At 68.0% G+C, this 26296-nt stretch carries 28 protein-coding genes; 12 read left to right on the forward strand and 16 right to left on the reverse strand.

The annotated features are described in order from the left end of the window. Nucleotides 1-68: 68 nt before the first annotated feature. The 12 genes from VMT65_RS14035 to pgsA form a co-directional block, all read right to left on the reverse strand. Nucleotides 69-782, reverse strand: a complete 714-nt coding sequence (locus VMT65_RS14035) for a PIG-L deacetylase family protein (RefSeq protein ID WP_326308620.1) — start codon at nucleotides 780-782, stop codon at nucleotides 69-71. A 33-nt stretch (nucleotides 783-815) separates the two neighbouring features. Continuing rightward, the gene (locus VMT65_RS14040) at nucleotides 816-1967 is read right to left on the reverse strand and encodes an ROK family protein (RefSeq protein ID WP_326308622.1); all 1152 of its coding nucleotides are present in this window, start codon (nucleotides 1965-1967) and stop codon (nucleotides 816-818) included. Between the two features lie 25 nt (nucleotides 1968-1992). Next, nucleotides 1993-3420: a sugar ABC transporter permease gene (locus VMT65_RS14045; protein ID WP_326308623.1), complete on the reverse strand. Its 1428-nt coding sequence runs from the start codon at nucleotides 3418-3420 to the stop codon at nucleotides 1993-1995. A 33-nt stretch (nucleotides 3421-3453) separates the two neighbouring features. Next, nucleotides 3454-4227 carry an ATP-binding cassette domain-containing protein gene (locus VMT65_RS14050; RefSeq protein WP_326308624.1) on the reverse strand — a complete coding sequence of 258 codons (774 nt, stop codon included), beginning with the start codon at nucleotides 4225-4227 and terminating at the stop codon, nucleotides 3454-3456. A 10-nt stretch (nucleotides 4228-4237) separates the two neighbouring features. After that, a complete protein-coding gene (locus VMT65_RS14055; protein ID WP_326308626.1) occupies nucleotides 4238-5407 on the reverse strand; it encodes a sugar ABC transporter substrate-binding protein in 1170 nt (389 codons plus the stop codon). 124 nt (nucleotides 5408-5531) lie between these two features. After that, nucleotides 5532-6476 (reverse strand): quinone oxidoreductase family protein, encoded by a 945-nt coding sequence (locus tag VMT65_RS14060; protein WP_326308627.1) that lies wholly within the window; start codon nucleotides 6474-6476, stop codon nucleotides 5532-5534. A gap of 71 nt (nucleotides 6477-6547) precedes the next feature. Continuing rightward, complete coding sequence (locus VMT65_RS14065; RefSeq protein ID WP_326308628.1) at nucleotides 6548-6724, reverse strand: hypothetical protein; 177 nt, start codon at nucleotides 6722-6724, stop codon at nucleotides 6548-6550. A gap of 425 nt (nucleotides 6725-7149) precedes the next feature. Beyond that, entirely contained in the window at nucleotides 7150-8283 is a 1134-nt protein-coding gene (gene pspM, locus VMT65_RS14070; RefSeq protein WP_326308629.1) for a phage shock envelope stress response protein PspM, read from the reverse strand. Between the two features lie 474 nt (nucleotides 8284-8757). Next, nucleotides 8758-9591 carry a phage shock protein PspA gene (gene pspA, locus VMT65_RS14075; RefSeq protein ID WP_326308630.1) on the reverse strand — a complete coding sequence of 278 codons (834 nt, stop codon included), beginning with the start codon at nucleotides 9589-9591 and terminating at the stop codon, nucleotides 8758-8760. A gap of 211 nt (nucleotides 9592-9802) precedes the next feature. Next, nucleotides 9803-10258 (reverse strand): helix-turn-helix domain-containing protein, encoded by a 456-nt coding sequence (locus VMT65_RS14080; RefSeq protein ID WP_326308632.1) that lies wholly within the window; start codon nucleotides 10256-10258, stop codon nucleotides 9803-9805. An 81-nt stretch (nucleotides 10259-10339) separates the two neighbouring features. Beyond that, the gene (locus VMT65_RS14085) at nucleotides 10340-10834 is read right to left on the reverse strand and encodes a CinA family protein (protein WP_326309174.1); all 495 of its coding nucleotides are present in this window, start codon (nucleotides 10832-10834) and stop codon (nucleotides 10340-10342) included. 64 nt (nucleotides 10835-10898) lie between these two features. Further along, on the reverse strand, nucleotides 10899-11555 hold the full coding sequence (gene pgsA / locus VMT65_RS14090) for a CDP-diacylglycerol--glycerol-3-phosphate 3-phosphatidyltransferase (protein ID WP_326309175.1): 657 nt from the start codon (nucleotides 11553-11555) through the stop codon (nucleotides 10899-10901). Nucleotides 11556-11744: 189 nt separating this feature from the next. Here pgsA and VMT65_RS14095 point away from each other — a divergent pair, with 189 nt between their 5' ends. Both VMT65_RS14095 and VMT65_RS14100 read left to right on the forward strand, forming a co-directional pair. Then, complete coding sequence (locus VMT65_RS14095; RefSeq protein ID WP_326308634.1) at nucleotides 11745-12287, forward strand: amino-acid N-acetyltransferase; 543 nt, start codon at nucleotides 11745-11747, stop codon at nucleotides 12285-12287. A gap of 40 nt (nucleotides 12288-12327) precedes the next feature. Beyond that, nucleotides 12328-12612 (forward strand): YciI family protein, encoded by a 285-nt coding sequence (locus VMT65_RS14100; protein ID WP_326308635.1) that lies wholly within the window; start codon nucleotides 12328-12330, stop codon nucleotides 12610-12612. 157 nt (nucleotides 12613-12769) lie between these two features. Here the strand turns inward: VMT65_RS14100 and VMT65_RS14105 are convergent, their stop codons facing one another. After that, nucleotides 12770-13894 carry a Gfo/Idh/MocA family protein gene (locus tag VMT65_RS14105; RefSeq protein ID WP_326308636.1) on the reverse strand — a complete coding sequence of 375 codons (1125 nt, stop codon included), beginning with the start codon at nucleotides 13892-13894 and terminating at the stop codon, nucleotides 12770-12772. Between the two features lie 91 nt (nucleotides 13895-13985). On the opposite strand from VMT65_RS14105, the gene VMT65_RS14110 reads away from it, so the two are divergent. The 3 genes from VMT65_RS14110 (at nucleotide 13986) to VMT65_RS14120 (ending at nucleotide 16282) form a co-directional block, all read left to right on the forward strand. Beyond that, entirely contained in the window at nucleotides 13986-14573 is a 588-nt protein-coding gene (locus tag VMT65_RS14110) for a TetR/AcrR family transcriptional regulator (RefSeq protein WP_326308638.1), read from the forward strand. 98 nt (nucleotides 14574-14671) lie between these two features. Continuing rightward, a complete protein-coding gene (locus VMT65_RS14115; protein ID WP_326308639.1) occupies nucleotides 14672-15832 on the forward strand; it encodes a type II asparaginase in 1161 nt (386 codons plus the stop codon). A gap of 18 nt (nucleotides 15833-15850) precedes the next feature. Further along, nucleotides 15851-16282, forward strand: coding sequence for a TIGR03668 family PPOX class F420-dependent oxidoreductase (locus VMT65_RS14120; RefSeq protein WP_326308640.1), 432 nt, complete (start codon nucleotides 15851-15853; stop codon nucleotides 16280-16282). Nucleotides 16283-16304: 22 nt separating this feature from the next. On the opposite strand, the gene VMT65_RS14125 is transcribed toward VMT65_RS14120, so the two are convergent. The 3 genes from VMT65_RS14125 to VMT65_RS14135 all read right to left on the reverse strand — a co-directional run bounded on the left by VMT65_RS14125 (nucleotide 16305) and on the right by VMT65_RS14135 (nucleotide 18708). Then, nucleotides 16305-16790 carry an FKBP-type peptidyl-prolyl cis-trans isomerase gene (locus VMT65_RS14125; protein WP_326308641.1) on the reverse strand — a complete coding sequence of 162 codons (486 nt, stop codon included), beginning with the start codon at nucleotides 16788-16790 and terminating at the stop codon, nucleotides 16305-16307. After that, nucleotides 16774-18093 (reverse strand): glycosyltransferase 87 family protein, encoded by a 1320-nt coding sequence (locus VMT65_RS14130; RefSeq protein WP_326308642.1) that lies wholly within the window; start codon nucleotides 18091-18093, stop codon nucleotides 16774-16776. The genes VMT65_RS14125 and VMT65_RS14130 overlap by 17 nt, the downstream gene beginning before the upstream one ends. Before the next feature lie 132 nt (nucleotides 18094-18225). After that, nucleotides 18226-18708 carry a hypothetical protein gene (locus VMT65_RS14135; protein ID WP_326308643.1) on the reverse strand — a complete coding sequence of 161 codons (483 nt, stop codon included), beginning with the start codon at nucleotides 18706-18708 and terminating at the stop codon, nucleotides 18226-18228. 132 nt (nucleotides 18709-18840) lie between these two features. Between VMT65_RS14135 and VMT65_RS14140 the strand changes: the two genes are divergently transcribed. The 7 genes from VMT65_RS14140 (at nucleotide 18841) to VMT65_RS14170 (ending at nucleotide 26282) form a co-directional block, all read left to right on the forward strand. Further along, nucleotides 18841-19266, forward strand: coding sequence for a hypothetical protein (locus VMT65_RS14140; RefSeq protein ID WP_326308644.1), 426 nt, complete (start codon nucleotides 18841-18843; stop codon nucleotides 19264-19266). Between the two features lie 119 nt (nucleotides 19267-19385). Further along, entirely contained in the window at nucleotides 19386-20741 is a 1356-nt protein-coding gene (locus VMT65_RS14145; protein WP_326308645.1) for a lipase family protein, read from the forward strand. A 276-nt stretch (nucleotides 20742-21017) separates the two neighbouring features. After that, the gene (locus VMT65_RS14150) at nucleotides 21018-21698 is read left to right on the forward strand and encodes a vWA domain-containing protein (protein ID WP_326308647.1); all 681 of its coding nucleotides are present in this window, start codon (nucleotides 21018-21020) and stop codon (nucleotides 21696-21698) included. A 2-nt stretch (nucleotides 21699-21700) separates the two neighbouring features. Beyond that, nucleotides 21701-22741, forward strand: coding sequence for a protein phosphatase 2C domain-containing protein (locus tag VMT65_RS14155; RefSeq protein ID WP_326308648.1), 1041 nt, complete (start codon nucleotides 21701-21703; stop codon nucleotides 22739-22741). Beyond that, a complete protein-coding gene (locus VMT65_RS14160) occupies nucleotides 22738-24267 on the forward strand; it encodes a hypothetical protein (protein WP_326308649.1) in 1530 nt (509 codons plus the stop codon). The genes VMT65_RS14155 and VMT65_RS14160 overlap by 4 nt, the downstream gene beginning before the upstream one ends. A 138-nt stretch (nucleotides 24268-24405) precedes the next feature. Continuing rightward, nucleotides 24406-25863, forward strand: coding sequence for a hypothetical protein (locus VMT65_RS14165; RefSeq protein ID WP_326308650.1), 1458 nt, complete (start codon nucleotides 24406-24408; stop codon nucleotides 25861-25863). Nucleotides 25864-25904: 41 nt separating this feature from the next. Further along, the gene (locus VMT65_RS14170; protein ID WP_326308651.1) at nucleotides 25905-26282 is read left to right on the forward strand and encodes a hypothetical protein; all 378 of its coding nucleotides are present in this window, start codon (nucleotides 25905-25907) and stop codon (nucleotides 26280-26282) included. The last annotated feature ends 14 nt before the right edge of the window (nucleotides 26283-26296 follow it).

Consider the following 26296-nt stretch of genomic DNA (forward strand, 5'->3'; position numbering starts at 1 on the left):
GTTGTGCGCGACTCTACGGACAGCTCTGTGCGCGGAGTTCCGCGTGGGAGAGAACGCCGCGAGCGGGCTCAGCCGGCGAAGTGGTAGAGCTCGAAGGCGACGGCGTGGGCGGCGGGGAAGCCTGGCTTGGGGCCGGTGGTCGTTTCGAGGACGGCGCGGGCCTGGGCTTCGACGGGGTCGGGGCTCAGGGCCTCGAGGTAGCGGCGGTGGGCGGTCAGGGATTCGACGCCGACTTCGAAGGTGTCGGTGACGTCGACGGCGTGGCTGGCGTCGGTGACGCCGCAGACGGCGGCCCAGCGGGCGGACCAGGGCGGGAGGTCGGCGAGTTCGGGGTGGATCCATTCGTTGCCCGCGTCGGAGACGGCGTCCAACGCGGCGCGGCCGACGGCGCGGTGATCGGCGGAGTTGGCGTAGCCGCGGGCCCAGGTGTCGCCGAAGTTGAACAGCACCACCATTTCCGGGCGATGGCGGCGAATGGCGGCGGCCAGATCGCGGCGCAGGGCCAGGGATTCCTCGATGCGGCCGTCGGGATGGCCGAGGAATTCGACCTCGCTGACGCCGACGATCTTGGCGGAGGCCCGCTCCTCGTCCTCACGCAGCGGCCCGGCCTCAGCGGGCGCCAGCCCCGCGATCCCGGCCTCGCCACTGCTGACCAGCACGTAGCGAATATCCTTGCCCTGCCGCGTCCAGCGCGCGACCGCGGCCGCCGCACCGTATTCGATGTCATCGGGATGCGCGACGATCACGATGCCGCGCTGCCAGTCCTCGGGGAGCTGCTCCATGCCTGAATTCAACACCAACCGCGCACCGGATGCTCACAGCATGGCCAGCACATTCTCGAATGCGGCCTCGGCCGCGCCGAGCAGTTTCAAATCGGCTCCCAGACTGGACTTCTCGATCCGCACGCCGCCCATGGCGCGACTGACCATGCTGCGCCGGCGCACGTCATCGCGCACGCGGGTCACCGCACCGTCGGGCAGGGCGGTGAACAGGTCACCGAGCACGACCAGCTCCGGGCCGAGGATGTTCACGACATTCACCAGTCCGAGCGTCAGCCAGTCCAGGTATTCGCGCAGGTGAATTTCCCAATCACCGTGCAGCTCACGCAGTTCGGCGACGATCGCCCCGCGCGGCCCGTGTTCCGGCATACCCAGCGCCCGACACAGCGCCGCCTCCCCGACCTCGGTCTCCCAGCACCCTTCGTTGCCGCAGTGGCAGATTCGCCCGCCGGGCCGCACGGTCATGTGCCCGATCTCGCCGAGATAGCCCGCGGACCCCCGCAAGAGCGCCCCCTGCGCGATCAACCCACCGCCGACCCCGACATCCGCGGAGACGAACACCGCGTCGTCCGACCCCCGCCCCGCACCCCTGACATGCTCTGCGAGCGCACCGAATTCGGCGTCATTGCCGACCACGACCGGCAGATCCAGCACCGCCCGCAACCGCTGCCCCAACGCCACCTCACCCCAGGACAGATTCGCGGCCGTATGCACCAGCCCGTCGGCGCGCCGCACCACCCCCGGCACGCACACCCCCGCCGCCACCGGCCGCAGATCCAGATCCGCCGCCAGCAGCGCCGCCGATTCGGCGACGTGGGTGATCACCTCGTCCGGGTCCCGTTGCCGCCCACGCAGATTCCAGCTGTTGCGCCCCAGGATCTGCCCGCCGAAACCCACCAGCGCGATCCCCGCGTGCTCGACCTGCACATCCACCGCCAACACCACCGCCGCCTGCGGTTGCGGCAGCACCAGCAGTGACGGCCGGCCGGCCCCGCGCGCCAGGCGCGGGACCTTCTCCTCGACCACCCCGTCCTCGGCCAGGCCGTCGACGAGCATTTTGATGGTGGACCGGTTCAATCCGAGCTCGGCCGCCAGCGCCGCCCGGGTGGCGGGGCCTCCGGTGTGCAGCAGCCGTAGGAGGCTGGAACGGTTGAACCGGCGCACCTCGTCCGGTCGGGCGACGGTCATGGACCGGTTTCTACCATTGCCCGGCTCAATGGCCCGCAATTGCCACGCGGCGTCGCGAGATCGCGTCGACCGTCGCGGCCAGCAGCAGCACCAAACCGGTCACGATGGAGACCACCGCCGCCGGTTGTTGCAGCAGGCCAAGGCCATTCGAGACGACCGCCAGCACCGCGCCACCGATCACCGCGTCGGCGACCCGGCCCCGTCCGCCGAACAGCGACGTGCCGCCGATCACCGCCGCGCCGACCGCGAACAGCAGCGTATTGAGCCCGCCCGCCTGCGGGTCGACCGAGCCGACCTTCGAGGAGTAGACGATCGCGCCGACCGCCGCGCACGAGGAGCTGATGACGAAAACGCTGGCCCGCAACTGGGTTACGTTGATGCCCGCGCGCCGCGCCGCCTCCACATTGCCGCCGACCGCGTACAGGTGCCGCCCGTAGGTGGTGCGGGTGAGCACGTAGGTGCCCGCCACCAGCAGCACCAGCACGATCGGAACCACGTACGGCACACCGGAAATGACGATCAGCTTGCTCGGCGAGCGATTCACGGTGAGCAGCGCCGTCACCACGATGGCGAAGACCACCATGGCCGCCACCTTCGCGATCACCAGTGGCGTCGGCGAGGTCACCAGTCCACGACGCCTGCGCAACACATGCCCGCCGAGGGTGACCGCGGCATACCCGCCCGCGGCCACCACGCACAGCACCCAACTGCCCGCGGTCGACAGATTCCCATTGGCCACCTCGTTGAGCACGTGCGAGGAGCTGATGCCCAGCACCCCGCCCTCACCGATGAGCTGCAGGATCACGCCCTGCCAGGCCAGGAACAGCGCCAGCGTCACCACGAACGACGGCATGCCGATCTTGGCGATCAGGAACCCGGTGATCGACCCGATGGCCGCGCCCACGCACACCGCCAACAGCATCTCGACCCACGGATTGGCATGAAAACCCACCACCACCAGCAGCAGCCCCAGCAGCGAGAAGGCCACGCCCGGCCAGATTCGCAGCAGCCCCGCCAACACCGTGGCCAGCACCATCAGCGCGATGAAGATGTAGAACACGGTGGATCCCATGCCGTTCAACAGGTTTCCATCGTCGACGAAGTGCAGGGCCAGCACGGCCGCGGCCACACCGGAGGCCGTACCCGCGGACAGGTCGATCTCACCGATCAACAGCACGAACACGATGCCGATCGCGATGATCGTCTGACCGGCGCCCTGCGCGAGCAGATTCGCGATGTTGTTGAGCGAGAAGAACACATCCGACATCAGCGAGAACAGCACCACCAGCACGATCAACCCGAGAATCGCTGGCAGCGAACCGATTTCGCCGCCTCGCAGCCGGGCCACATAGTCGCGCAGGGCTTCTCGCGTCGACAGCGTCGTGGTGTCGATGCCGAAGTCGGTGATGGCGGAACCCTGTTCGGTGGTCGCCGCTTCCGAAACATTGGTCATATCAGTGGCTTTCTCACTCACAGGCTTTCTCACTCACAGCGCCACGGCCTCCGGCCGCGCCAAGCCCAGATCACCCGAGCGCCCCGCGGTGATCAACTCCACCACCTGCCCGGTGGTCACGTCCGCGGTGCGCACCTGCGCCGCCATCCGCCCCAGGTACAGCACCGCGATGCGATCGGCGACCTCGAACACGTCGGCCAGGTTGTGGCTGATCAACACCACGCCCAGCCCCTGTTCGGCCAGCCGCCGCACCAGATCCAGCACCTGCCGGGTCTGGGCGACGCCGAGCGCCGCGGTCGGCTCGTCGAGCAACACCAGATTGCTGTTCCACAGCACCGCTTTCGCGATCGCCACGGTCTGGCGCTGCCCACCGGAGAGAGCTGCGACCGGGGTGCGCACCGATTTCACGGTGCGCACCCCCAACGAGGCCAGGGTGCGCCGCGCCGCCTCCTCCATGCTCGCCTCGTCCAGCAGCCACGGCTTTCCGCGCTCCCGGCCGAGGAACATATTGGCCACGATGTCGAGATTGTCGGCCAGGGCCAGATCCTGGTAGACGACCTCGATGCCGAGCGCCGCCGCGTCCCTGGCACCATGCAGGTGGACGGGTTCACCCCGGAAACGCACCTCGCCGGAGTCGGCGGCGTGGATTCCGGCAACACATTTCACCAGCGTGGATTTGCCCGCGCCATTGTCGCCGACGAGTGCGGTGACCTCTCCCGCCGGCACGGTGAGGTCCACGTCGTGCAGCACGTGCACCGGTCCGAAACTCTTGTTCAGGCCGGTGATCTGGAGCAGCGGCTCACTCATGTTCCTACCCTCAGGAGATGCCGAGATCGGTGCAGGCCTGCTTCACGTCGCCGGAGCAGACGTCGGAGGCCTTCACGAACCCGGAGTCGATGACCTGCTTGACCTCGGACTTGGTGATCAAATGCGGTTCCAGCAGTACCGATTTCACATCCCGCTTGCCCTTGGGGTCCTGACTCGAGGCGGTCGCCAGCGCGTCCGCGCTCGCCTTGTCACCCTTGGCCAGGGCCACGGCCAGCTTCGCGGCGTTCTCGGCCTCGTCCTTGATCGGCTTGAAGACCGTCATGTACTGATCGCCGCGCAGGATGGCCTTCAATCCATCGACCGTGGCGTCCTGACCGGTCACCGGGACCTTGCCATTGAGGCCGTTCTTCTTCAGCACGGTGATCACCGCGCCCGCGAGGCCGTCATTGGCCGCGACCACACCGTCGACCTTGCCGCCATTGCCGGTGAGGATCTGTTCGAAGGTGGTGCCGCCCTTCTGGTTGTTCCAGTCGTCGATGGCCTGGCTGCGCACCAATTTCAAAGCGCCCGAGTCGTACAGCGGCTGCAGGACGGTCTCCTGGCCCTGGTGGAACAGGGTCGCGTTGTTGTCGGTGGGCGCGCCCTCGATCTCGACGACCTGCGCGCCCGGCTTGTCCTTGAGCGCGGTGGCCAGGCCCTGGCCCTGTAGCGCGCCGACCTTCACATTGTCGAAAGACACGTAGTAGTCCGAGGATCCGCCGAGGTTGAGGCGGTCGTAGTCGATGGTCGGGATGCCGGCCTTCTTGGCCTTGGCCGCCACCGCGCTGCCGACCTCGCTATTGATCGAGGCGATGAGCAGGACCTTCACGCCCTTGGCGATCATGCCGTCGGCGAGGGTGGAGAACTTCTGGACATCGCCCTGGGCGTTCTGCACGTCGGCGTCGAAACCGGCGTCGTTGAGCGCCTTCTTGATCAGCGGCTTGTCGAAGGATTCCCAGCGAGCCGAGGTGGCGGTCTCGGGGAGGATCACCCCGACCGTGCCATTCGCACCACCGCCGCCTCCGCCGCCCGCGGACTCGCTGGTCGAAGAAGAACCGCCACTGCTGGAGTTGGATCCGCAGGCGGTGATGGTGAGCAAACCGGATAGCGCCAGCGCCGCGGCGACGACAATCCGTCGGCGTCCGGACTTCTTCGGCGGGAGCGCGCTTTTCGTCCTCATCAGGGTGACCTTTCAGGCGGCGGATCACTGGGTTGCGACCGCACACACGGCATATGTTGTGGGCAACAACATATGCCGTGCGCGGCACTCATATGGGACGTTTCGATAAATCAATCGGCCCGAATCAGGGCAGCAGGATCACCTTGCCGCCCGCGTGACCGTCGCGGACGAACTCGTGCGCCGCGGACGCCTCGGCCAGGGGGAAGGTCTTGGCGATGACCAGGTCCAACTTGCCGGTGGCCAAGGGCTCCAGCAGTTCCCGCCAGGCATTGCCGCGAATCTCGGTGCCCGGATCCGCGCCGGGGCCCATGCCCAGCACCTTAAAACCGTCGGTGGCCGCGCGGCCGAAGGCGACGATGCTGGCGATGCGGCTGCGATCGGCGACCAGTTCGAGGGAGACGTCGACCGCCTCGTCCGTGCCGACGGTGTCGAGGGCGGCGTCGATACCGTTGGGGGCCAACGTCTTCACACGATCGGCGAGACCCGGGCCGTACTCGACCGGCTCGACGCCGTAGGAGCGCAGGCGTTCGTGGCGGCTCGCCGAGGCGGTGCCGATCACCGTCGCGCCGCGCTGCACCGCCAACTGCGCAGCCAGTGCGCCGACACTGCCCGCGGCACCGTGCACGAGCACGGTGTCCCCCGGCCCGACTCCGGTCGCGACAAGCATGTGCACGGCGGTGCCGCCGACGCTGAGCACACCCGCGCCCTGCTTCCAATCCACATCGGCGGGCTTGGGCACCACGCTCTGCGCGCGGGCGTTCACCGCGGTGGCGTAACCGCCGGACACCTGCGCGATCACCTCGTCCCCCACCGCGATCGGGCCCGCCGGACCCTGCGCGTCCGGGCCGACCGCGGTGACCACGCCGGACACCTCCAGCCCGAGCCGGAGCGGCAGTTTGCTCGGATCGGTGCCGAACGCACCGCTGTACACCTTGTAGTCGAAGGGATTCACCCCGGCCGCACGCACCGCGATGGTCACCTCGCCCGGCCCCGGCTCGGGCACCTCGACGTCGATGAGCGACAAGACTTCCGGTCCACCGTAGGAGGTGGCAGCGACAGCAGTAGCCATGCCGCGATCTTACGGAAAAAGACCGTCCACCCCGGCGATCCGAGGTGGACGGTCTCCTACTGTTCGTCGCGTCAGAATTTGCCGAGCGGCGACTTGTCCTTCGACCCCGACACGGCCTTGTACACCAGGTACAGACCGAAGATGACCGCGCTGATCACCAGAATCGGGAACAGCGCCTTGATCAGCGTGCCCAGAATCGCGAGCGCGATCCACACGAGGACGACGACACCGAGAATCTTCCAAAACATTCCATGCCTCCTAGTACTCCGAACCGCCGTCCGCGCGATCCGTCACCATCCATACTGCGTCCCCCACCCAAGAAAATCACCAGGTCAGCACCGATATCCGGGACAGAATCAGGGTTCACCCCGAGTCCCCGCCAGACCTTCGTCACGAGGCTCCAGGGCCCACCACCACCCGACCTGCGACGACGGGATCACCTACCCCGGCCCACGATCGCAGAGCCAAATCCGGATGCTCATGGCCGCACCGGATTCAATGGTCAGCGCGCCACCGCTGACCGCTGGCCCCGACCGACGAGCTGCCAAGGGTGAGGGCCGCAACGGTCGCTCGGATGTGGCCCGGTCGCGCAGAGCTCGACGTGGAAGCACTGGGAAGCCGCGCGAAAGCGTTCGGGGTCCACGCGGAGCGTCAGGGGTGCGCGCCCCGAGCATCAGGGATTTGCGCGGAAGCGCTCGTCGGCCAGGTCGGTCAATGCTTGGGCCCAGCCGTCGAGGCGGTCGGCGGCGTCGCGGAGGTTGAGCATGGCCCAACCGAGATCATCGGTGACCGCAGCGCTCTCGGGGACGGCGAGCACTCGGGCGGCGGCCGCGACCATGCCTTCAAACTCGACTACACCGCCGTCGAGCCGGATCGAGACTGCTCGGACGTGTTCGCCCAGCGGCGAATTCGCACCCAGGGCACCCGAGGCGCGTTCCATGGCCACCACATCGGAGGCCAGCGCGTGCAGGGCGGCGGCACCGGAGGCGGCCGTCTCGAAGGTGTCGTTCAGGTCTTCCTCGGGCAGTCGGCCCGAGCGCGCGATCTGCGCGTGCAACCCGTGCAATGCCCGTTCCGCGCGGACCAGCCGCGCGATGGACGCCCGTGCCGCCGATCGGATCGGCGGCAGCTTTCGCGGCACGAACGCCGCCTGCGGCAACGGCTCCTTGCGCATTTCCAGGTACCGCTTCGCGGTCACCGCGGTCCCGGTCACCAATGCCACCGCACCGCCGCCGACCACGACAACCGCCCACGCCGGAGCCGAAATCAGCACCAGCCCAATGGTTCCCGCGGTCGTCAGCCCCGACGCAGTCCCCAGCCGCAGGCTCCTCCGCCGCGCCCGCCGCCGCTTGCGAAGCTCCCGCTCCCGCGGATCGGCCCACTTCCGCACGGCGACCAAAGCCTGTTCACCGACCCCTCGCAGAGTGTCCGGCAGCCGCTGCGCCAACTCCTCGGGCTCGAACCCGGTGGGCGCCAACACCTCCCGCACCGCCTCGGTGGCCCGCCGCTTCCCGCGCTTGCGCCGCTTCCCGGCCGCACCCGCGTCGGAAGTCGGTGGCGTCGGCCCTCGGCCAGGCCCCTGACCCTCATGAACGAAATCCGCTGCCCCGCTTGGGCCGCCCGCCCTATGCCCGAACTCGCCGGTCGCGCCGCCTGCTCGGGCCGGACCGGCGGGATCGCCCGCAAAGCTCGGATGGGTTGCGCCCGGGTCGAAAGCGGGCGTGGTCGGCCGCGGCGCGTACGTCGGGGGTTGCGCCGTGCCGTGGGGAGTCTGATTCGCCGCGGGCCGCGGCTGCGCCGATTCCACGGTGCCAAGGTAACCGGGGGCACCGACAGCCGGGTTCATGCCAGGGCGCATCTCCGCGGTCGAGCGCGCCGCCGAAGGTCCTGCGCCGCCGGGCGAGTCGACGGCTGCCGCCGAAGGGGTCTCGGTTGCCGATGCGGCAGAGCTTCGCTGGCGGCGGAATCTCGCTGTCCGGGTCGGCTTGTCGAGCCGGGCGGCGGGCGTTCCCAAATGCGGCTCGGCGTTTACCGGTCCTGGATTCGGCCCTTCGGAAGCCTGGGTGCCGAGCGGAATGGAAGGCGCTGCAGGAGCCGGGGTTTCAGGGGCTAGCGGAGGGGTGGGATGCTGCGCGGTTGCGGCGGGCCCGAAGGGAGACGGGAAGCCGGGAAGGGGATCAGGGGTTTTGGGGCGGGTTCGGCGGAGGAAACGGGCAGGGGAGGTCGCGGGACTGTGGTCGGCCCGCGATCTCCCCATCGTGCACTACCTTTCGCGCAGCAGTTACTGCTGGGCGGCCTGGCCCTTGTTGAAGTTGGGCTGGGTGGCGGGCTGGGCGGGCTGGCCCTGCTGGATCTGGGGCTGGGCGGCATTGCCACCGGCGGGGAGGGAGTCGCCGCGCATGGAGGCGCGGATCTGCTCGAGGCGGTTGTGCCCGGCCATCTGGATGGACGCCTGCTGGACCTCCATCATGCGACCCTGCACCGAGTTCTGGGCGAGCTCGGCGGCACCGAGGGCGTTGGCGTAGCGGCGCTCGATCTTCTCGCGCACCGCGTCCAGGCTCGGGGTGGTGCCGGGCGCGGAGAGGGTGGAGTCCATCTGCTGCAGCGAGGCCGAGACCTGCTCCTGCATCTTGGCCTGCTCCAGCTGGGACAGCAGCTTGGTGCGCTCGGCGACCTTCTGCTGCAGCAGCATGGCGTTCTGCTCGACGGCCTTCTTGGCCTGCGCGGCGGCCTGCAGCGACTGGTCGTGCAGGACCTTGAGATCCTCGACGGCCTGCTCCGCGGTCACCAGCTGCGCGGCGAAAGCCTCTGCGGCATTGGTGTACTGGATGGTCTTCTCGGAGTCACCGGCGGCATTGGCCTGATCGGCGAGCATGACCGCCTGGCGCGCATTGGCATTGAGCTTCTCGACCTCGTCGAGCTGCCGGTTCAGCTTCATCTCCAGCTGGCGCTGGTTGCCGATCACCGACGCGGCCTGCTGAGACAGGGCCTGATGCTGGCGCTGGGCTTCCTCGATGGCCTGCTGGATCTGAACCTTCGGATCCGCATGCTCCTCGATCTTCGAGTCGAAGAGGGCCATCAGGTACTTCCAGGCCTTCACGAACGGATTAGCCATCGATTGATCCCGCCTCCATATGACGTGCCGCGCCCCGTAGCGCGACAGTAGTGCGCGACCGTCGCGCACCCCTGTTGTCCCATATCTCCACTGTGCAACGGTCGTTCCGGAGACATCGGCAACAGCACGATGTCTCCGGCACGAAGCCTACAGAGAATTTATCCCTTTCGGCTCCGCAGTACAGTCTCCGTCTTTCGGCTCCGCCGAGCGATCACTTGGCGGCCACCAACACCAATCGATCCGACTTCGGGGCCGGAATCACGATGCGGGGACCGAAAGTTCCGTCGGCGGCCAGCGCCAGATCTCCGTCGCCGCCCTTGGGCGTGACCTTCGCGGCGGCCTTGGCCAGCGCCTTCGCGGGCACCTTGCCCTTGGCGGCCAACGCGGTGGCACCCGCGGCGACGGCCTTCTCGGCCGCCAGCGCGGTGGCCTTGTCGGCGTCGGCCATGGCGGCGCTCACATCGAAGAGCACCTGCGACAGCGGCACATCCAGGGCCGTGCAGATGGCGGCCAGCAGTTCACTGGACGCCTCCTTGCGACCCCGCTCCACCTCGGACAGGTACCCCAGGCTCACCCTCGCGGAGGTGGAGACCTCACGCAGTGTCCGGCTCTGGGCGACCCGAGCACGACGCAGGCTTTCCCCGATCGCTTCTCGCAGCAGCGTCATCTCGTTCTCCTCACACTCGTCTCGCCGGACCCAGCGTTTGACTGGACAACGTCCGGCGTCGGCCGCGCGTTCCCGGCTGCTTCACTCGCCCCTGACGGAGCGGACGAGTTCGGTGACCGCGGCGCGGACCGCGCCCACCCTGATCGTCCACCGGTCCCCCGACAACTTCAACCGAAGTACCTCGGTGGACTGTGGACCCGCTATACCTAGAAATACCGTGCCGACCGGTCGTCCGTCCTGCGGTTCGGGTCCGGCGACGCCGGTGAGTCCGATTCCCCAGTCCGCGGCGCAGCGGCGGCGAGCCCCTACCGCGAGCTGTTCGGCGGTGCTCGCGGCGACCGGTCCGTCGGCGGCCAGCGTGTCCGCACTCACACCCGCGAGGGACTGTTTGAGGTCGGTGGCGTAGACGATCAGTCCACCCCGCAACACGGCACTGGCCCCGGGAATTCCCGCGATGGTCGCGCTGAGCAGTCCGGCGGTCAGCGATTCGGCCGTGGCGACGGTCTGACCGGATTCGATCAGGGCCGCGACCAACTCGGCCGCGGGTGCCGCGGTGACGAGCGGATCGGGCGGGATCGGGGCGGCCGTCGCCACACGGGAGAGCGCGGCCTCGATATCGGGCCGCACGCGCACCGGGCGATCAGGACGCACGGGAACCGCCCGGCGACCCGAACCACAGGCGACCCGCCTGCACGACGTAATCCAGGCCGGTGACCACCGTCAGCACCACCGCCACGTACATCAGATCCATTCCGGCCGAAGCGAATCCGCCCGAAAGCGGCAGCAACAGCACGGCAATGGCGACGGACTGGACCAGGGTCTTGAGCTTGCCGCCCCGGCCCGCGGGAATGACACCGCGCCGCACCACGGCCAGCCGCAGCAGCGTGATGCCGAGCTCGCGGGCCACGATGACCGCAGTGATCCACCACGGCAGATCGTGCAGCATCGACAGTCCGATCAGCGCTGCACCGATCAGCGCTTTGTCCGCGATGGGATCCATGAGCTTGCCGAAGTCGGTGATCAGGCCGTATTTGCGCGCGAGTTGCCCGTCTATGCGGTCGGTGATGGCCGCGACGCCGAACAGTCCGGCCGCGATCCAGCGCCAGGTGGTGTCGTGCCCGCCCGCCGCGAACAGCGCGAGCAGGAACAGCGGCACGATCAGGATGCGAAGCACCGTCAGCACATTGGCGATGTTCATCAGCGGCACCGCCGCGGGTTCGACCACCGCCTCGGGGCGCGATGAGGCGACCGCCTCCGGGCGCGATGAGGCGACCGCCTCGGGGCGCGGGGAGGATATATATCCCGGGCTCGCCGCGGGACCGGCATCGGTCCAGCGACCTTCGAGTTCGTCACGCTGCACGGTCACCAGCGCCCCCACCGGCCGTCATAGCGACCGTCGATGCCGGACCATGCCGGTATGCGGGGGAACTGGATGTGTGACACACCGACAAGCCTATCGGTAGGTGGGCCGACTACTGTGCACCCCATGACAACACGGGCACCTGACAGCGGTTCGATCGACGGGCAGACGGCCGTGGCGCCGATCGTCCGTCGAGCGCGAACCTCTGACGTGCCCGAGATCAAACGACTCATCGACATCTACGCGGGCCGGATCCTGCTCGAGAAGAACCTGGTCACGCTGTACGAGGCGGTCCAGGAATTCTGGGTCGCCGAACGCGACGGGGTGATCCTGGGCTGCGGTGCGCTGCACGTGCTGTGGGCCGATCTCGGCGAGGTGCGCACGGTGGCGGTGCACCCGGACATCAAGGGCACCGGCGCGGGGCGGCTGATCGTGGAGCAGCTCATCGCCGTGGCGCGTGAACTCCAGCTGAAGCGGCTGTTCGTGCTGACCTTCGAGGTGGATTTCTTCGCCCGCCACGGCTTCGTGGAGATCGAGGGCACGCCGGTCACCGCCGAGGTGTACGCCGAGATGTGCCGGTCCTACGACACCGGTGTCGCCGAATTCCTGGATCTGTCCTACGTCAAGCCCAACACGCTCGGAAATACCCGAATGCTGTTGACGCTCTGACGCTTCCGTAAACATCTCTTTCGAGCAGGAGCGATTGCCCATGGCCGTCTTCGCCGTCCACTACGTCTACTCCGACACCACCGCCCCGACGCGCGACATCCACCGCCCCGAGCACCGCGCGTGGCTCAATGCCCTCGTCGACGAGGGCACCGTCCTGACCAGCGGCCCGTACCCGGACGGTTCGGGCGCGCTCATCCTGGTCCGGGGCGATTCCCTGGACGCGGTGACCAAGCTCTTCGAGAACGACCCGTTCGCCCGCGAGAATCTGCTCGAGGACAAGCGCATCGTGGAGTGGCTGCCCACCATGGGCGCGTTCGTCTCCTGACCGACACCACATTTGGGAGCCCCACCCGCTGGATTCGGGTGGGGCTCCCGCATATCCGAAGGCGGGCGCCGCACGCCCATGGGACTGGTGGCGCGGCTCGCCTGCACGATGGCCACGGCCTGCGCGGAGGGCGGTGAGGCACGGTGGGCGGCTTCGGTCAGGCCGGGATTGGTTGGCGCGCACCGGAATCGGCGCTGCGGCGGATGGCGTCCAGCACGCGGTGTAGGCGTAAGCCCGTCTCGAAGGTGGGGACGGTGTGGTCGCCGGTGCGGATGTCCTCGGCGAGGCGGGCGTAAAGCCTTGCCACATTGCGGGATTCGACCGGGAGGCTCGCTATGGGTTCCGGGTCGGCGGGGGTGAGGTCCTGCCAGGTGCCGCCCGCGCCGTGGGAGGCCAGGAGGTTCAGGTCGCTCATTTGGATTCCGCCCGCGTGTAGGCCGGACGCTCCGGCGGCGGTGTCGTTGGTGAGGACGAGATCGCCTGCGGTGCCGGAGATTTCGATGCGGGTGTGGGCGTTGGTGAGTTTGCCGTCGTGCAGGTGGGCCGAGACCACCACGTCTCCGATGCGGCCGTTGAACAGCAGATGATCCGGGCTGGTGACGCGCACCCGCTCCCCCGTTTCGACCACCGTGTTGTAGGGATTGCGGATCGCGAGGTCGGCCGACAGCTCGGTGAGGTCGCCGAGCAGGAATTGCAGCGGGTCGAGGGTGTGGCCGCCCGCCACCTCCAGCAGTCCGGCGGCATTCTCGCGATCGAGGGTGTAGGCCGCCCACTGCGGGATGGCACCGCCCGCGCCCTTGCCGCGCGAGGAGTAGACGGTGACCGAAACCGGCTCGCCCACATGACCTTCGGCGAGCAGCTCACGTGCCCGCAGTACCGCCGGAGCGAAACGAGCTTGCAGGCCCACGACATGTCGGCCGGGCGCGGCGGCGGCCTTCGCCACGATCGCCTCGGCCTCGGAAGTCGTTCGGGTGAGCGGCCATTCGGAGTACACGTGCTTGCCCGCCGCCAGCGCGGCGCGAATGAGTTCGGCGTGCGCGGGGACCTTCACGGTGATGACCACCAGGTCGACGTCCGGATGCGCGGCGAGCTCGTGCGCATCGGTGCAGGCATGCTCGGCGCCGAAGCGGCGGGCCGCCTGCTCGGCGCTCTCGCGGCGACTGGTGCCGACGGCGGTGAGCGCGAAGTCGGGCAGCGCGTGCAGGGCCGGAATGTGGGCGCGGGAGGCCCAGCCGCGGTCGGGGCTGGCGCCGATGATTCCCACTCGAATGGTGTCGGACATCGTTCACTCCTTCACTAAACGGACTCAGACAGTCCGTTTCCGACGCTAGCCAAGCGGACTCGGAAAGTCCGCTTTTGCTAGAGTCCCGGTCATGACCGCCGTCGATCGCCTGCTCGCCCACGAATCCGGGCCGACCCCGCGCGCCGACGCGCGCCGAAATCTCGAACGACTGGTCACCGCGGCGCGCGAGGCCGTGGCGGACGTCGGGGTGGGCGTGACCGCGCAGGAGGTCGCGCGGCGGGCGGGCGTCGGCAAGGGGACCTTCTACCGGCGCGTGCCCTCACTCGAGGTGCTCCTGCGGGCGGTCCTGGAGGAGGTGCTCGACGAAGCCATCGCCGTGGCCGATCGCGCCCTCGAAAACCCGGACCCCTGGCGGGGTTTCACCGAATTCGCCGCCGCCTACGTGCATTTGCGCAAGGAAAGCTGCGGCGTGAACGAGGCCCTGGGCGGTGCCTGCGACGTGGATCGCTGCCTCGCCGACCTCCGTGACCGATTGCGCGAATTGGTCTGCCGCGCACAGGAAAACGGCTCCCTCCGGGCCGACACCACCTGGCAGGACGTCGCCTACATGCTGGCCGGAGTGGCCACCGACGACCACACCATCGGCCTGACCGCCGCCCCCGACCAATGGCAGCGCACCCTGCGCATAGTCCTCGACGGCCTCGCCGCCCACCGCTGACCCACGCCCGCAATACTGGTAGCGGGACATTTGCCTCTGCCTTGCTCGACCGCTCTTCGGGAATCATCGGCCACGACAGCACCCGAAAGGACACCGCAATGGCGCGACCCTCCGCCCTGCTCCGCATCGCCGGTCTGATCGTCGGCGCGGCCCTGGTGATCACGGGTTGCGGTGGCAATTCCGGCGATTCCGCCCACGCCACCTCGACACCCGCGAGCGCACCGGCCGCGGCCGGAAGGACCGACGACGCGCCAGCCCCGACCCCGGGCGCGCTGCCGCGCATCGCGATCCTCGCCACCGGCGGCACCATCGCGGGCAAGGCCAATGCGAATTCGGCGGTCGGCTACACCGCGGGCGAGGCCACCGCGCAGGACCTCATCGACGCCGTCCCCGGCCTCGACAAGATCGCGAAGCTGAGCGCCGAGCAGATCTCCAATATCGGCAGCCAGGATATGAACGACGAGGTCTGGGTCGAGCTGGCGCACCGGATCAACGAGCTGTTCGACCGGAACGAGGTCGACGGCGTGGTGGTCACGCACGGCACCGACACCATCGAGGAGACCGCCTTCTTCCTCGACAATGTGGTCGCGAGCGACAAGCCCGTGGTGCTGGTCGGATCCATGCGCCCGTCCACCGCCCTGAGCGCCGACGGTCCCGCGAATCTGCGCTCGGCGGTTCAGGTCGCCGCCGCCCCCGCGGCGCGCGGGCGCGGCACCATGGTCGTGTTGAACGACACCATTCACGGCGCGGCCGATGTCACCAAGACCAGCACGACCAGCGTGCAGACCTTCGTCTCGCCCAATACGGGCCCGGTCGGCCATGTCGACGCGGCGGCGGTGACCTTCCTACAACCCGCCGCACAGCAGCGGCATTCGCATTTCCCCGTGCCCGGCGGCACGCCATTGCCGCGGGTCGACATCGTCTACTCGCACGCCGGTATGAACGCCGATCAGGTGAACGATGCCGTCGGTCACGGCGCGAAGGGCATCGTGCTGGCCGGTGTCGGTGACGGCAATACCGCCAAGCCGGTGGTCGACGCCCTGTCGAAGGCCGCCAAGGGCGGTGTGGTGGTGGTTCGGTCCAGCCGGGTCGGTTCCGGCGAGACGGTGCGCAATGCCGAGCTCAATGACGACGAGCTGGGCACGTCGGCCTCGCTCTACCTGAATCCGGCCAAATCCCGTGTGCTGGTTCAGCTCCTGCTGGCCAATGGCATCACCGATCCGGCCAATGTGCAGCGGGAATTCGCCGACCGGCTCTGACGGTCTAGCGTCTATCCCGTGCGATTGGACAAAGCCGAGGCCCTGTCCCGATTCCGTGCCGCGCGGGTCGCCCACCTGGCCACCGCCGACGACGCGGGGCAGCCGCATCTGGTTCCGGTCACTTTTGCCGTCTCCCCCACGGACACACCGCTTTACGTGGTGATCGCCGTCGATCACAAACCCAAGATGACGGCGAATCTGCGTCGGCTGCGCAATATCGAGTCGAATCCTCTCGTCTCGTTATTGGCCGACGAGTATGACGAGGATTGGACTCGGCTGTGGTGGGCCCGGCTCGATGGCGAGGCCGAAATCCTCACCGCCGCTGCCGATCTCGCTACGCCACTGGAATGGCTGAGCGCCAAGTACGCCCAGTATCGGGCCGAGCCGCCCGCGGGACCGGTGATCCGGATCGCGGTGGCGTCGGTGCGCGGTTGGGCCTACTCGGCCTGACGGCTCATTGGTCGTGGTCGTCTCAGTGCTCGTGGTCGTCGTCGCCGTGGGGGTGGCCGTGGGCGAGTTCGTCCTCGCTGGCGTCGCGAATGTCGACGACCTTGACGGTGAAGTGCAGTCGCACCCCGGCCAGCGGGTGATTGGCATCGATGGTCACATCGTTGCCGTCCACCGCGCGTACGGTCACGATCTGCGATTCGCCGTCCGGGGCCTCGGCGTGGAATTCCATGCCGACCTCGAGCTGGTCGGCGTCCTCGAAGGCGTCCCGGTCCACCGTGCTGACCAGTTCGGTCAGGTAGTCGCCGTAGCCCTCCTCGGGCTCGACCACGACCTCGATCCGGTCGCCGACGTTCTTGCCGTCCAGCGCCTTCTCGAGGCCCTCGACAATGTTCTCCGCGCCGTGCAGGTAGACCAGCGGCTCGTCGCCGACGGACGTGTCGAGCACCTCGCCGTCGTCGTCGGTCAAGGTGTATTCGATGGAAACGACCTTGTCAGCGGCAATCGACATGGTGGGGAGCCTTTCGCGGAGGAATGCGTACCGGGTCAATGTATCGCCTGATGACCGTCGCGCTGGTGACCACCTGCACCAGCACGAAGCAACCCGCGTAGAACGGCACGGTGAAATAGGCGAACCACACCGAATTGTCCGGGCGCGGCATCATGAACAGGCCGATTCCGATCGGATGCGGCGAGTCCTCCATGGGCGGGCGGTCGGCGAAGGTCCACCACCAGCTGAAGGCGACGAGAACGACCGCGACCGGTGCGAGCCGGGCCCATCGGTTGTCGGCGGTGCGGGCGTACTGCCAGGCCAGAATCACCAGGGGCACGAACCACACCCAGTGATGACCCCAGGAGAACGGTGACGCGCAGGCCGCGGTCATGCCGGTGACGGTGACCGCCAGCAGCTCCTTGCCGACGCGATGGGCCAGTGTCGCCGCGGTGAGCCCGAGCGCCACGACCGGCAGCAGCGCCAGCAGCCACATCCAGGTGGGCGGCTGGAACACCGAGTTCGTGTCGAAGCGCTGAATGTCGAGGAACCGCAGCATTTGCGCGAGGAACCCGTTGACGGACTGATTGCCCGGCGAATCGACGGCCCCGACCCGACCCGCGGAGGTGACCTGACCGCGCCAGTACGAGTAGGCGTCGTCGGGTCGCAGCGCGAACCCGATCGCGATGGTCGCCGCGAACGCCCCGGTGGCGATGCCCAGGCTGCGCCACTGGCGGGTGCAGGCGAGATAGAGGAGAAAGAAGGCGGGCGTCAGCTTGATTCCCGCCGCGATTCCGACGCCCACGCCGCGCAGCGGTGCCTTGGCCGGGCGGGTGAGATCCCAGACGATCAACAGCACCAGGAACACGTTGATCTGCCCGAGCCAGATGGTGGTGCGGACCGGCTCGAGCACCGTGGACAGCACCGCGAGCAATGCCGCGAACACCCAGGTGCGCACCGTGTTTCGGTATTTCAGCACCAGCAGGCAGCGTCCGGTGAGCGCGATCAGCGCCAGCATGGTCGCCAGCCACCACAGGGTTTTGGCGTGGACCAGGGAGATCAGGGTGAGCGGCAGGAAGGTCAAGGCCGCGAACGGCGTGTAGGTGAATTCCATGCCGAACACCACGGGCCCGTCGTAGAGCCCGGACTGGTCACGGATCACCTCCCCACCCGCGCGGTACACCTCGAGGTCGAGACCGTTGTTGAAGAGACCGTAGTACGGGTTGTCCACGGGAATCGCGAAGACATGGAACACCGCCACGGCCACCGCGAGCAGCGATGCCGCGATCAGCATTCGATTCGTCGGCTCGGCAGGCCCGCTCACGGGCCGCGCGGTATCGCATACCGCGCCGGATAACTCCTTAGCCCCCGTAACCACGCGCATACGATAGCGAACGTTCCCGTCGAATCGCGGCAATGACGGTGCGACACCGCCATTGCGGATGGGCCGAATCGGCTACCCGCTCGGCTGCGTGGACGTGGCGGGTGCCGCATCGCACACCGCGGGCACCCCGCCTTCGATGCGCAGCAGATCACAGAAGGTCGAGGCCGCGACCTTCCAGGAGCCGCCGATCTCGAGTGCCGTCCCGTGCCGGTCGAGCAACAACGGAATTCCGTGCTTCTTGATGGTGAAGGTCACCGCCGCCCGCCCGGGCCCATCGCCGACCACCTCCGACACACTCGCCGACGCGCCACCGGCAACGGCCGAATGCGCTTGGTGCTCCAGTGTTTCGGTGAAGGCCTGCCCGTTCTCCAGCAGCGCCATCTTCTGATCGACGGGCAACGAGCTGTCGAAGAACTTCTCGAACGTGCTGCTGACCGCCTGCACCTCGGCCGCGGGCGTCTTCCCGTCCGAGGTCGTCTCCCCCTTGCCACAGCCGGTGGTCAGCAGCACCGGCACGGCACACGCCACCAACAACCCCGCAGTTCGCCCGAACATCCCGGTCGGACCTCCTTTCCCGCCCAGACCGTAACAGCTATTCACCAGTTATCTATAGACCAAGTGACCAACTACGGAATGAGTCGGCATCGGCATGCGTCACGGCCACCGCCCCTGACAAGGAGATCGACTATGAAGCGTTCGATGAAGACCCTGATCGTGGGAGTTTCCGTGGCGGCGGCGGTTCCGCTGCTGGCCACCGCGACCGCCCAGGCCGCCCCTCCCGGCTCCGTCTACTTCAACTACGGCGGCAAGAACTGCGCCATCACCCCCGACGGCGTGATCGGCTGCGACGGTTGGCAAATGGTCACCGCGGTCACCCTCCCGGTCGGCGGCGGCCTCCCCATCGACGTCCCCGCCCCCCAATCCATCCAGGACGCGACCGGCATCCACCCCTCCTACGACTTCAGCCAGCCCTACACCCTCCCCGGCGGCAACCCGGACTTCGAATCCGTCGCCAACGACCAGGGCCCCTGGGGCCCGCGCCTCTCCTTCGCCGGCGCCTTCTGCGAAATCAGCTTCCACGGCTGGTTCCGCTGCGTCCCCCGCGGCGCCTGAGCTGACCCACCGACCGGAACCCCACCACCCCCGAACTGAAACCTGTTACGGTTTTGCCTTCGAAGGGGAGGTGGCCGATGTCGGCGAACCACAAATATCGTTACCGGGCACGGCTTTTCATGCGAACGCTGCGTGCGGCGATACTGTTGGCGGCGCTCGTGGCGACCGTGTGCGCGGCACCCGCGCCCGCGGTGGCGACGCCCGACACCTCTGATCCGTTCTATGCGCCGCCCGCGAATTACCAAGCGGCGGAACCCGGTTCGATTCTGCGGGTGCGGGAGATCCAGGCCAGCTATTCGCAGTTGGTGCCGATGCCGGTGGCGGCCTGGCAGGTGCTGTATCGCACGACGAACGCGGACGGACGGCCCTATGCCGCGGTCACGACGATCATGAAATCGCGGCGCACCGACCAACCCGCGGCGCTGCTGTCCTACCAGAACATGACCGATGCGATCGCGCCGAAATGCCAGCCCTCGCAGGTGCTGCGGCAGGGACAGGTGCCGTGGATCGATCCGTCGGCATCGGGGCCGCTGCAACTGTCGACCATGGCCGGTGAGTCACCGATGGTGGCCGCCGCCCTCGCGCGCGGGTGGGCGGTCTCGGTGCCCGATTTCGGTGGCGTCGACAATCATTATTCGACGCCGCGCGAGCCCGGATACGTTGTGCTGGACGGGATCCGGGCCGCCGAGCGTTTCGAACCCGTGGGTCTGCCGGGTTCGGACACCCGCGCTCTGCTGTGGGGATACTCCGGCGGCGCGATCGCCTCGGCCTGGGCCGCCGAGACGCAGCCGCGCTACGCACCGGAGCTGGCCATCGCGGGCTCGGCGCTGGGCGGACCGGTCGGCGACCCCGCCGCGACCCTGCGCGCCGCCAACGGGACACCCGTCGGCGGGGCGCTCGTCCCGGTCGCGCTGATGGGCCTCATGCAGGATTCCCCGGCCTTCACCGCGGCCCTGAACCGCTACCTCACCCCGGCGGGCAAGCAGAAGATCGATGCGGCCAAGGACAACTGCACACCGCAGAACATGATCTCCGACCTGGGTTTCGACGCGAACCAGTTCCTCACCGCATCCTGGGACGACGTGCTCGCCGACCCGGAAATCCGCACCGCGCTCGAGGACCGCACCCTGGGCAAGTCCGCGCCGACCAGTCCGCTCTACGTCTACAACGCGATCAATGACGAGGGCAGCACGATCGGCGCGGTCGACGCTTTGGTGTCCACCTACTGCGCGGGCGGCACCCCGGTGACCTACCGCCGCGAACAGATCGAATACCCCTACTCCGGCCACACCCTCGAGTGGTTCCTCGGCGCCCCCGCCGCACTCGCCTGGCTCGAACAGCGAATCGACACCTCCACCGCCCCTTCCGGTTGCGACACCCAATCGGTCCCCGCCACGGTCTTGGACCCCACCGCCATGAATGCTCTCGTTTCGGGCATCCTCACCGCGCCCCTTCGCGTCATGCTCGGTTACTGAGTCTTGGAAAGCAATGATGAATCGAGATGCCTTGCCGCAATTCGATGGTTCGGTTCGGAGGTTTCGATGTTTATTGATATGAACCAAATCTCGTGAGGTCTCCGGCTACGCGAGCTTCTCGAATAGATAACCGGATCGTATCGAAAAGCGTAATTCACTCTTCCGGCACGACATTCACCCGCACGCGCATCGATTGCGGGCCTACCGTAGGCATATCGATCCTCGGGGTCTCTCGCCGGGAATGACTTCCGAGTCGGTGTCCGATTGGGGGATCTTGTGCCGGAAGTCAAGGGAGTACTGCTGCCCGCCTATGTGCTGGCAGACGAGTCGGGGTCGATGGGCCCGTTTCGCACCGACCTGTACAACGGTCTGGTTTCACTCTGTGAGGGATTGCGCGCCGAACCGATGATCGCCGCCAAGTTGCGCCTGGCGATTCTCGGATTCTCCGATGACGTGCAGGTCCGCCTTGCCATCGCCGACATGCGGGTACAGACCGCCCTGCCGCAGGTGGTCATTCGCGGATTGACCAATTACGAGGCGGTATTCGACGATCTGCTGCGCCGAATCCCCGACGATGTGCAATGGCTGCGCGGTGAGGGCTACAAGGTGCACCGCCCGGTGGTGTTCATGCTCAGCGATGGTCAGCCAACCGACGGCGGGGCCTGGCGCGGGCCGCACGGCATTCTCATCGACAAGTCCCGAACACCCGTCGCCCCCAATATCATTGCCTGCGGTATCGGCGATGCCGAGCCCATGACCATGGTGGAGGTGGCCACCCGACCCGAGTTCGCATTCGTCGCCAAGCCGGGCGTCGATATCGGCCAGGCGATTTCGGAATTCTTCCACGCCCTGACCGCGAGTCTGGTCGCCTCGGGCATCGCCCTGAATTCCAGTACGCCGCAGTTGGTTATCAATCGCCCGGATCAATTCACCATGGCGATCGACGAGGTGGGGTAGCGATGTCGCCGCGCTGGTGGCGCAAACCGGCCGACGACATCGTTCCCACCCGGGACGAGCCCGGTGCGGCCGGTCCGCTGCGCACCGCGATCGATGGTGTGCCCGAGACCGACAGGACGCCCGAGGCCGATCGGGTCCCGGAGATGGATCGAGTTCCCGAACCCTGGGTGCCGATCGAGGTGGACGAGCCGGGTCCGATCTTCGAGGCCCGCCCGCCGATCGGTCCGGACTGCTACGACTTCCCCGACACCGAATGCGACGGCTGGTCCACCCCCGACCTCACCCTGCGCTACGCCTCCGTCCGCGGCGCGCGTCATCGCTTTCATCAACAGCCACGCCAGGATTCGGCCCGGGCCGCGCTGCATCAGCCCAGCGGCACCATCGTGTTCGCCGTGGCCGACGGCGTCTCCAGCGCCACCCTCGCCCACCGCGGCGCGCACGAGGTCTGCGGATTCGCCATCCATCGCATGCTGAAATGCCTGACGGCCGACCCGAATTGGGGCGACTGGCACGATCTGGCGCAGCGGTGCGCCGGGTGGATGGCGGAACTGACACGACGGCGGCAGGGCGAGGCGCACCCGGCCCCGCACCGGATCGCGGAGCTGTACGCGACCACCCTGGTGGCCGGTCTGATCTGGCCGCACGCCGATGGCCCGGCCGTAGAACTGTGCCGCATCGGCGATTCCGACGCCTGGATCCTGGACCACTCCACAGGTCGCTATTATCCGCTGTTCCGATCGGGAGCCGATGCGCACGGCGATGTGGTGTCCACCGCCGTCACTCCCCTGCCTCACGTACCCGAACGGGTGGAGCGGGCCGCTCACCAGTTGACTCCAACGCAGGTCCTGCTCGTCGGCACCGACGGCTTCGGGCTCCCGCTCGGCGACGGCGACGGCCTCATCGGCGATCTGTTCGCCCGCCAGCTCGAGACACCGCCCGCGCCGACCTGGCTCGCCCACGTCCTCGATTTCTCCCGTGCCACCTTCGACGACGACCGCACCCTACTGGCCGTCTGGCCTCGCAGTCCGTCGAGGCCGCAATGACTTCCACTCAATCGCGCACCGTCGATTACACGGCCCTCGCGCTCGGCAAACGACTCGGGCGCGGCGGGCAGGGGTCGGTGTACGAGGTGACCAATCGGAAGTTCAAGGTCGGCACCGGCCCGTCCTGGAACGTGGTCTTCAAGGAATACGACACGGGTCTGTTGCCATCGCTGGACGCGGCCGCGTTGACCGCCATGGTGGATCTCCTGTTCGACCTCAGCACCACCGACGGCGCGTGGCTGTGCGAGCGGGCGGCGTGGCCCGCGGCGGTGGTCGAGCGGCAGGGTCAGGTGTGCGGGTTCCTCATGCGCGCGGTCCCGGATCGATTCCGATTCACCCTGCGCAGCCTGTCCGGCTCCGGCACCTCCACCCTGGCCAACTTCGAATACCTGCTCAACGACGACGCCTATATCGCCGGAATCGGGCTGACCATCGGCGATTCCGATCGGGTGGCGCTCTTGGCCGACCTGTCCGCCACCCTGGCCTGGCTGCACCGCAACGGGATTGTGGTCGGCGATCTGTCGCCCAAGAATCTGCTGTTCTCGACCCGGCCGGAAGCGGCCTGCTTCCTGCTCGACTGCGATGCCATGCGGCTGCGGGGCGCGAGTGTGCTGCCGCAGGCCGAAACACCGGACTGGCAACTGCCTTCCGGTGAGGAGAAGGCGACCCGCCCCGGCGACATCTACAAGCTCGGGTTGCTCGCGGCCCGATTGTTCGAACGCGATCAGTCCACCACCGATCCGACGGCGCTCACCGCGGTCACCCCGATGCTCGGCAATCTGGCGACCACCAGCCTCTCCCCCGAACCGTCACGGCGACCGAGTCCGGGCATGTGGACCGAATTGGCCACGGCCGCAACGCCTACCGTGCGCATTCAGACGCCGGTGCGGCCTTCGACGGGTCCACCCGGCGTTCCCGGCACCCCGACGATGACTCCACCACCACCGCCACCGATCCTCAATCCGGTTCTGCTCGCGATCGCCGCCACCGTCATCATCGTGCTGGTGGTGGCGTTCGTGAGCACTCGGTCGCAGCCCAGCTCCGACCACGGTCGAAGCGCCGCCACGACGGTGGTCGGGCAGAACGACTATTCGGCGACCCGCACGACACAGCCCTACCTGACGACACGCGCGCCCGTAACCCGGGTCGGGATAGTCGATCTCGCGCCTGCGCTGGCCGACGACTCGCGCGCGATCGCGGTGGCCACGACGCTCAACGCCTACTTCGGCGGGATCAACAACCACGACTACAGCGCGGCGTTGGACCAGTTGGATCCCTCGCTGCGCTCCGACAAACTCGCCAGCGACGACGCCACCTCCTTCGACCGCAATATCGAAGTGCTCGACGTGGGTTCGGGCCCCAGCGCCCGGGTCACCTTCCAGAGCACCCAGGCGGCCGGTATGGGCCCGCGCGGGCTGGAGTGGGCGACCTGCGTGAACTGGGATCTGCGGTACACGTTCACCGACACCGGTTCTCGGTACCTGATCGCCCACAGCACCTCGGTCACCGGCCCCAGCCCTTGTTGAGGAGGGGAAATGTCAACGTGGAGTAGCAATCCAAGCGGTGCCACGCCCGGCGCGGCAACCTCCGCGACATCGGCAGCGGCGGGCGCGAGAGCGCCCAGATCGGCTACCCCGCTCGCGGCGCCCGCCGCCCCGAGAGCCGTGTCCCCGGTCCGGGCGATCACCTCGCACACCTCGGCGGCCGCCTCCGCAGCCACTCGATATCTCTGTGTCGCGGTGCATCTGGAAAGCAGGCTGGCCCGCGCGGTGATCCAGCAGATTCTGGAGGAACCGCGCCTGGCCGTCACCCGATCACCGGCGGTGGACGCGGTGACGGTCTGCCTGCACGCCGTGGCGGCGAGCCGCAGGCAGGTGGTGCGCGATGCCGTGCTGCTGGGCACGCTGGCGCTGGCGTTCTACGGGGTGACCAGCTTCCCGAGCGGGCTGCCGCTGGTCAGTCTCGCGCTGATCTTCGCCTGGGCCGCCGTCTTCACCGAGGCGTACGCGGCGTACTGGGGTGCCATCGCATACAGCCTGCGCGCGGAGAATTTCGCCACCGCGTCACCGCCGCCCGCGCCCAACGATCGGGTGCGACATCAGATCGCCCACGTATCCGCCGCTGCCACCGGCAATGTGACGGTCTATCGCGGCTACAACCCGTTCGGCGGGCACGGCTGGATTCGGGGCGGCTGGTCACTGGCGCTGGACACGACCAAGCCGCACCAGGCGGGCGCGCCGATCGTGCCGTTCAGCGCGGTGGAGTTGAACGCCCGGCTCTCCGCCGAGCTGTCGGCCCTAGATATTCCGGACATGACCGTCGAGAACCGGCTGCTGGTCAATGGCGCGGACGTGCACACCGATCGACGCTTCGTCCCCGACCCGTACGGTGCTCCGGTCCCATGGACCGATCAGGCCACCCTCGCCGCGCTGATGACCGACCCCGAGGATCGGGCCCGGCCGTATCTCACCGTCGAAATCGTCTGCTGGGACGGTGAATTGGTGTGGTCGGCGTTCATTCGGCTGGTGGTGAACGACACGTCGCTGTTCGTGGAGACGAACTACACCATGCTGCCGCCGTTCCGGCCCTACTACTACCTGATCGACGATCTGTTGGCCCGGCCGACGGGCGTTCAGATCCTGCGGCTGGCGGGTCGTTCCGCGAAGCGACTGCCGCGAGCCGTACTGGATTGCGTCCCTGGCATTTCCAACCATCTGCTGGCCGGATGGCGCTGCTGGCGCAAGGACCGCAGGGATCGGCGATTCATTCGCGAACTGTCCCGGTTCCACCACGGTGCCCTCTTCAGCCCGCGCGAAAGCGCCGCGAACGGTGACGAGAAGGGCGTCACGTATCACCGTTACTTCCAGAGCCTCGATGAGCAGATGGTCACGAAGATCGTCGACAAGCGCATCTTCAACACCCTCGTCGATTTCCTGTGCGACAAGAACATCGATCCGGCCGAGCTGAAGCGACGCAGCGAGCAGATCATCAACAACAGCCTCACCATCGGCAGCAGCGTCTCGGTCGGCGGCAATCTCAGTATGGTCCATTCGGCGCTCGGCGGCTCCCACGCGTCGAACACCATGAACGCCTCCACCTTCTCCGGCACCTCGACGCCGTGAAAATCCGGTCATCCCAGGCCAATTCCTCGAAAGGCGGCATCATGCAGCGAGATGAGCACTCCGAACTGCGCATCGGCGGCAATGTCAGCATGCACGGTTCGGCGATGGCCGGGCGCGACGCCCAGGTCGTCCACGTCGATCACGGCGCGGCGCTCTCGATCGCGTCGGACCCGACGGAGATTCGCCGCGCCCTCCTCGACCTCGCCGCGCAGATCCGTACCGGCGCGGCGTCGGTGCCGAATCCGGACGAGGTGGCCGACACCGCGGAACGCGCCGCCTCCGAAGTCGGCCGGGAGCATCCGAACCGCACCATCTTGTCCGGGCTGATGCACGCCGTGGGCGGGGCGGTCGGCGCGGCGGGCACGCTGGCCCGCACGGTCACGGCCATTCAGGCCGCGATCGACGGCCTCTTCGCCTGACGGCGGAGACGCAT

Source organism: Nocardia sp. CDC153, from assembly GCF_035818515.1.
Lineage (GTDB): Bacteria > Actinomycetota > Actinomycetes > Mycobacteriales > Mycobacteriaceae > Nocardia.

Coding starts and splice junctions, on each gene's coding strand:
- VMT65_RS14110 (WP_326308638.1), top strand. CDS start 13,986: ATGACCGCCGTCGATCGCCTGCTCGCCCACGAATCCGGGCCGACCCCG.
- pspA (WP_326308630.1), bottom strand. CDS start 9,591: ATGGCTAATCCGTTCGTGAAGGCCTGGAAGTACCTGATGGCCCTCTTC.
- VMT65_RS14170 (WP_326308651.1), top strand. CDS start 25,905: ATGCAGCGAGATGAGCACTCCGAACTGCGCATCGGCGGCAATGTCAGC.
- VMT65_RS14040 (WP_326308622.1), bottom strand. CDS start 1,967: ATGACCGTCGCCCGACCGGACGAGGTGCGCCGGTTCAACCGTTCCAGC.
- VMT65_RS14115 (WP_326308639.1), top strand. CDS start 14,672: ATGGCGCGACCCTCCGCCCTGCTCCGCATCGCCGGTCTGATCGTCGGC.
- VMT65_RS14055 (WP_326308626.1), bottom strand. CDS start 5,407: ATGAGGACGAAAAGCGCGCTCCCGCCGAAGAAGTCCGGACGCCGACGG.
- VMT65_RS14135 (WP_326308643.1), bottom strand. CDS start 18,708: ATGTTCGGGCGAACTGCGGGGTTGTTGGTGGCGTGTGCCGTGCCGGTG.
- VMT65_RS14140 (WP_326308644.1), top strand. CDS start 18,841: ATGAAGCGTTCGATGAAGACCCTGATCGTGGGAGTTTCCGTGGCGGCG.
- VMT65_RS14125 (WP_326308641.1), bottom strand. CDS start 16,790: ATGTCGATTGCCGCTGACAAGGTCGTTTCCATCGAATACACCTTGACC.
- VMT65_RS14155 (WP_326308648.1), top strand. CDS start 21,701: ATGTCGCCGCGCTGGTGGCGCAAACCGGCCGACGACATCGTTCCCACC.
- VMT65_RS14035 (WP_326308620.1), bottom strand. CDS start 782: ATGGAGCAGCTCCCCGAGGACTGGCAGCGCGGCATCGTGATCGTCGCG.
- VMT65_RS14080 (WP_326308632.1), bottom strand. CDS start 10,258: ATGACGCTGCTGCGAGAAGCGATCGGGGAAAGCCTGCGTCGTGCTCGG.
- VMT65_RS14095 (WP_326308634.1), top strand. CDS start 11,745: ATGACAACACGGGCACCTGACAGCGGTTCGATCGACGGGCAGACGGCC.
- VMT65_RS14060 (WP_326308627.1), bottom strand. CDS start 6,476: ATGGCTACTGCTGTCGCTGCCACCTCCTACGGTGGACCGGAAGTCTTG.
- VMT65_RS14160 (WP_326308649.1), top strand. CDS start 22,738: ATGACTTCCACTCAATCGCGCACCGTCGATTACACGGCCCTCGCGCTC.
- VMT65_RS14065 (WP_326308628.1), bottom strand. CDS start 6,724: ATGTTTTGGAAGATTCTCGGTGTCGTCGTCCTCGTGTGGATCGCGCTC.
- VMT65_RS14145 (WP_326308645.1), top strand. CDS start 19,386: ATGCGAACGCTGCGTGCGGCGATACTGTTGGCGGCGCTCGTGGCGACC.
- VMT65_RS14045 (WP_326308623.1), bottom strand. CDS start 3,420: ATGACCAATGTTTCGGAAGCGGCGACCACCGAACAGGGTTCCGCCATC.
- VMT65_RS14050 (WP_326308624.1), bottom strand. CDS start 4,227: ATGAGTGAGCCGCTGCTCCAGATCACCGGCCTGAACAAGAGTTTCGGA.
- VMT65_RS14100 (WP_326308635.1), top strand. CDS start 12,328: ATGGCCGTCTTCGCCGTCCACTACGTCTACTCCGACACCACCGCCCCG.
- VMT65_RS14105 (WP_326308636.1), bottom strand. CDS start 13,894: ATGTCCGACACCATTCGAGTGGGAATCATCGGCGCCAGCCCCGACCGC.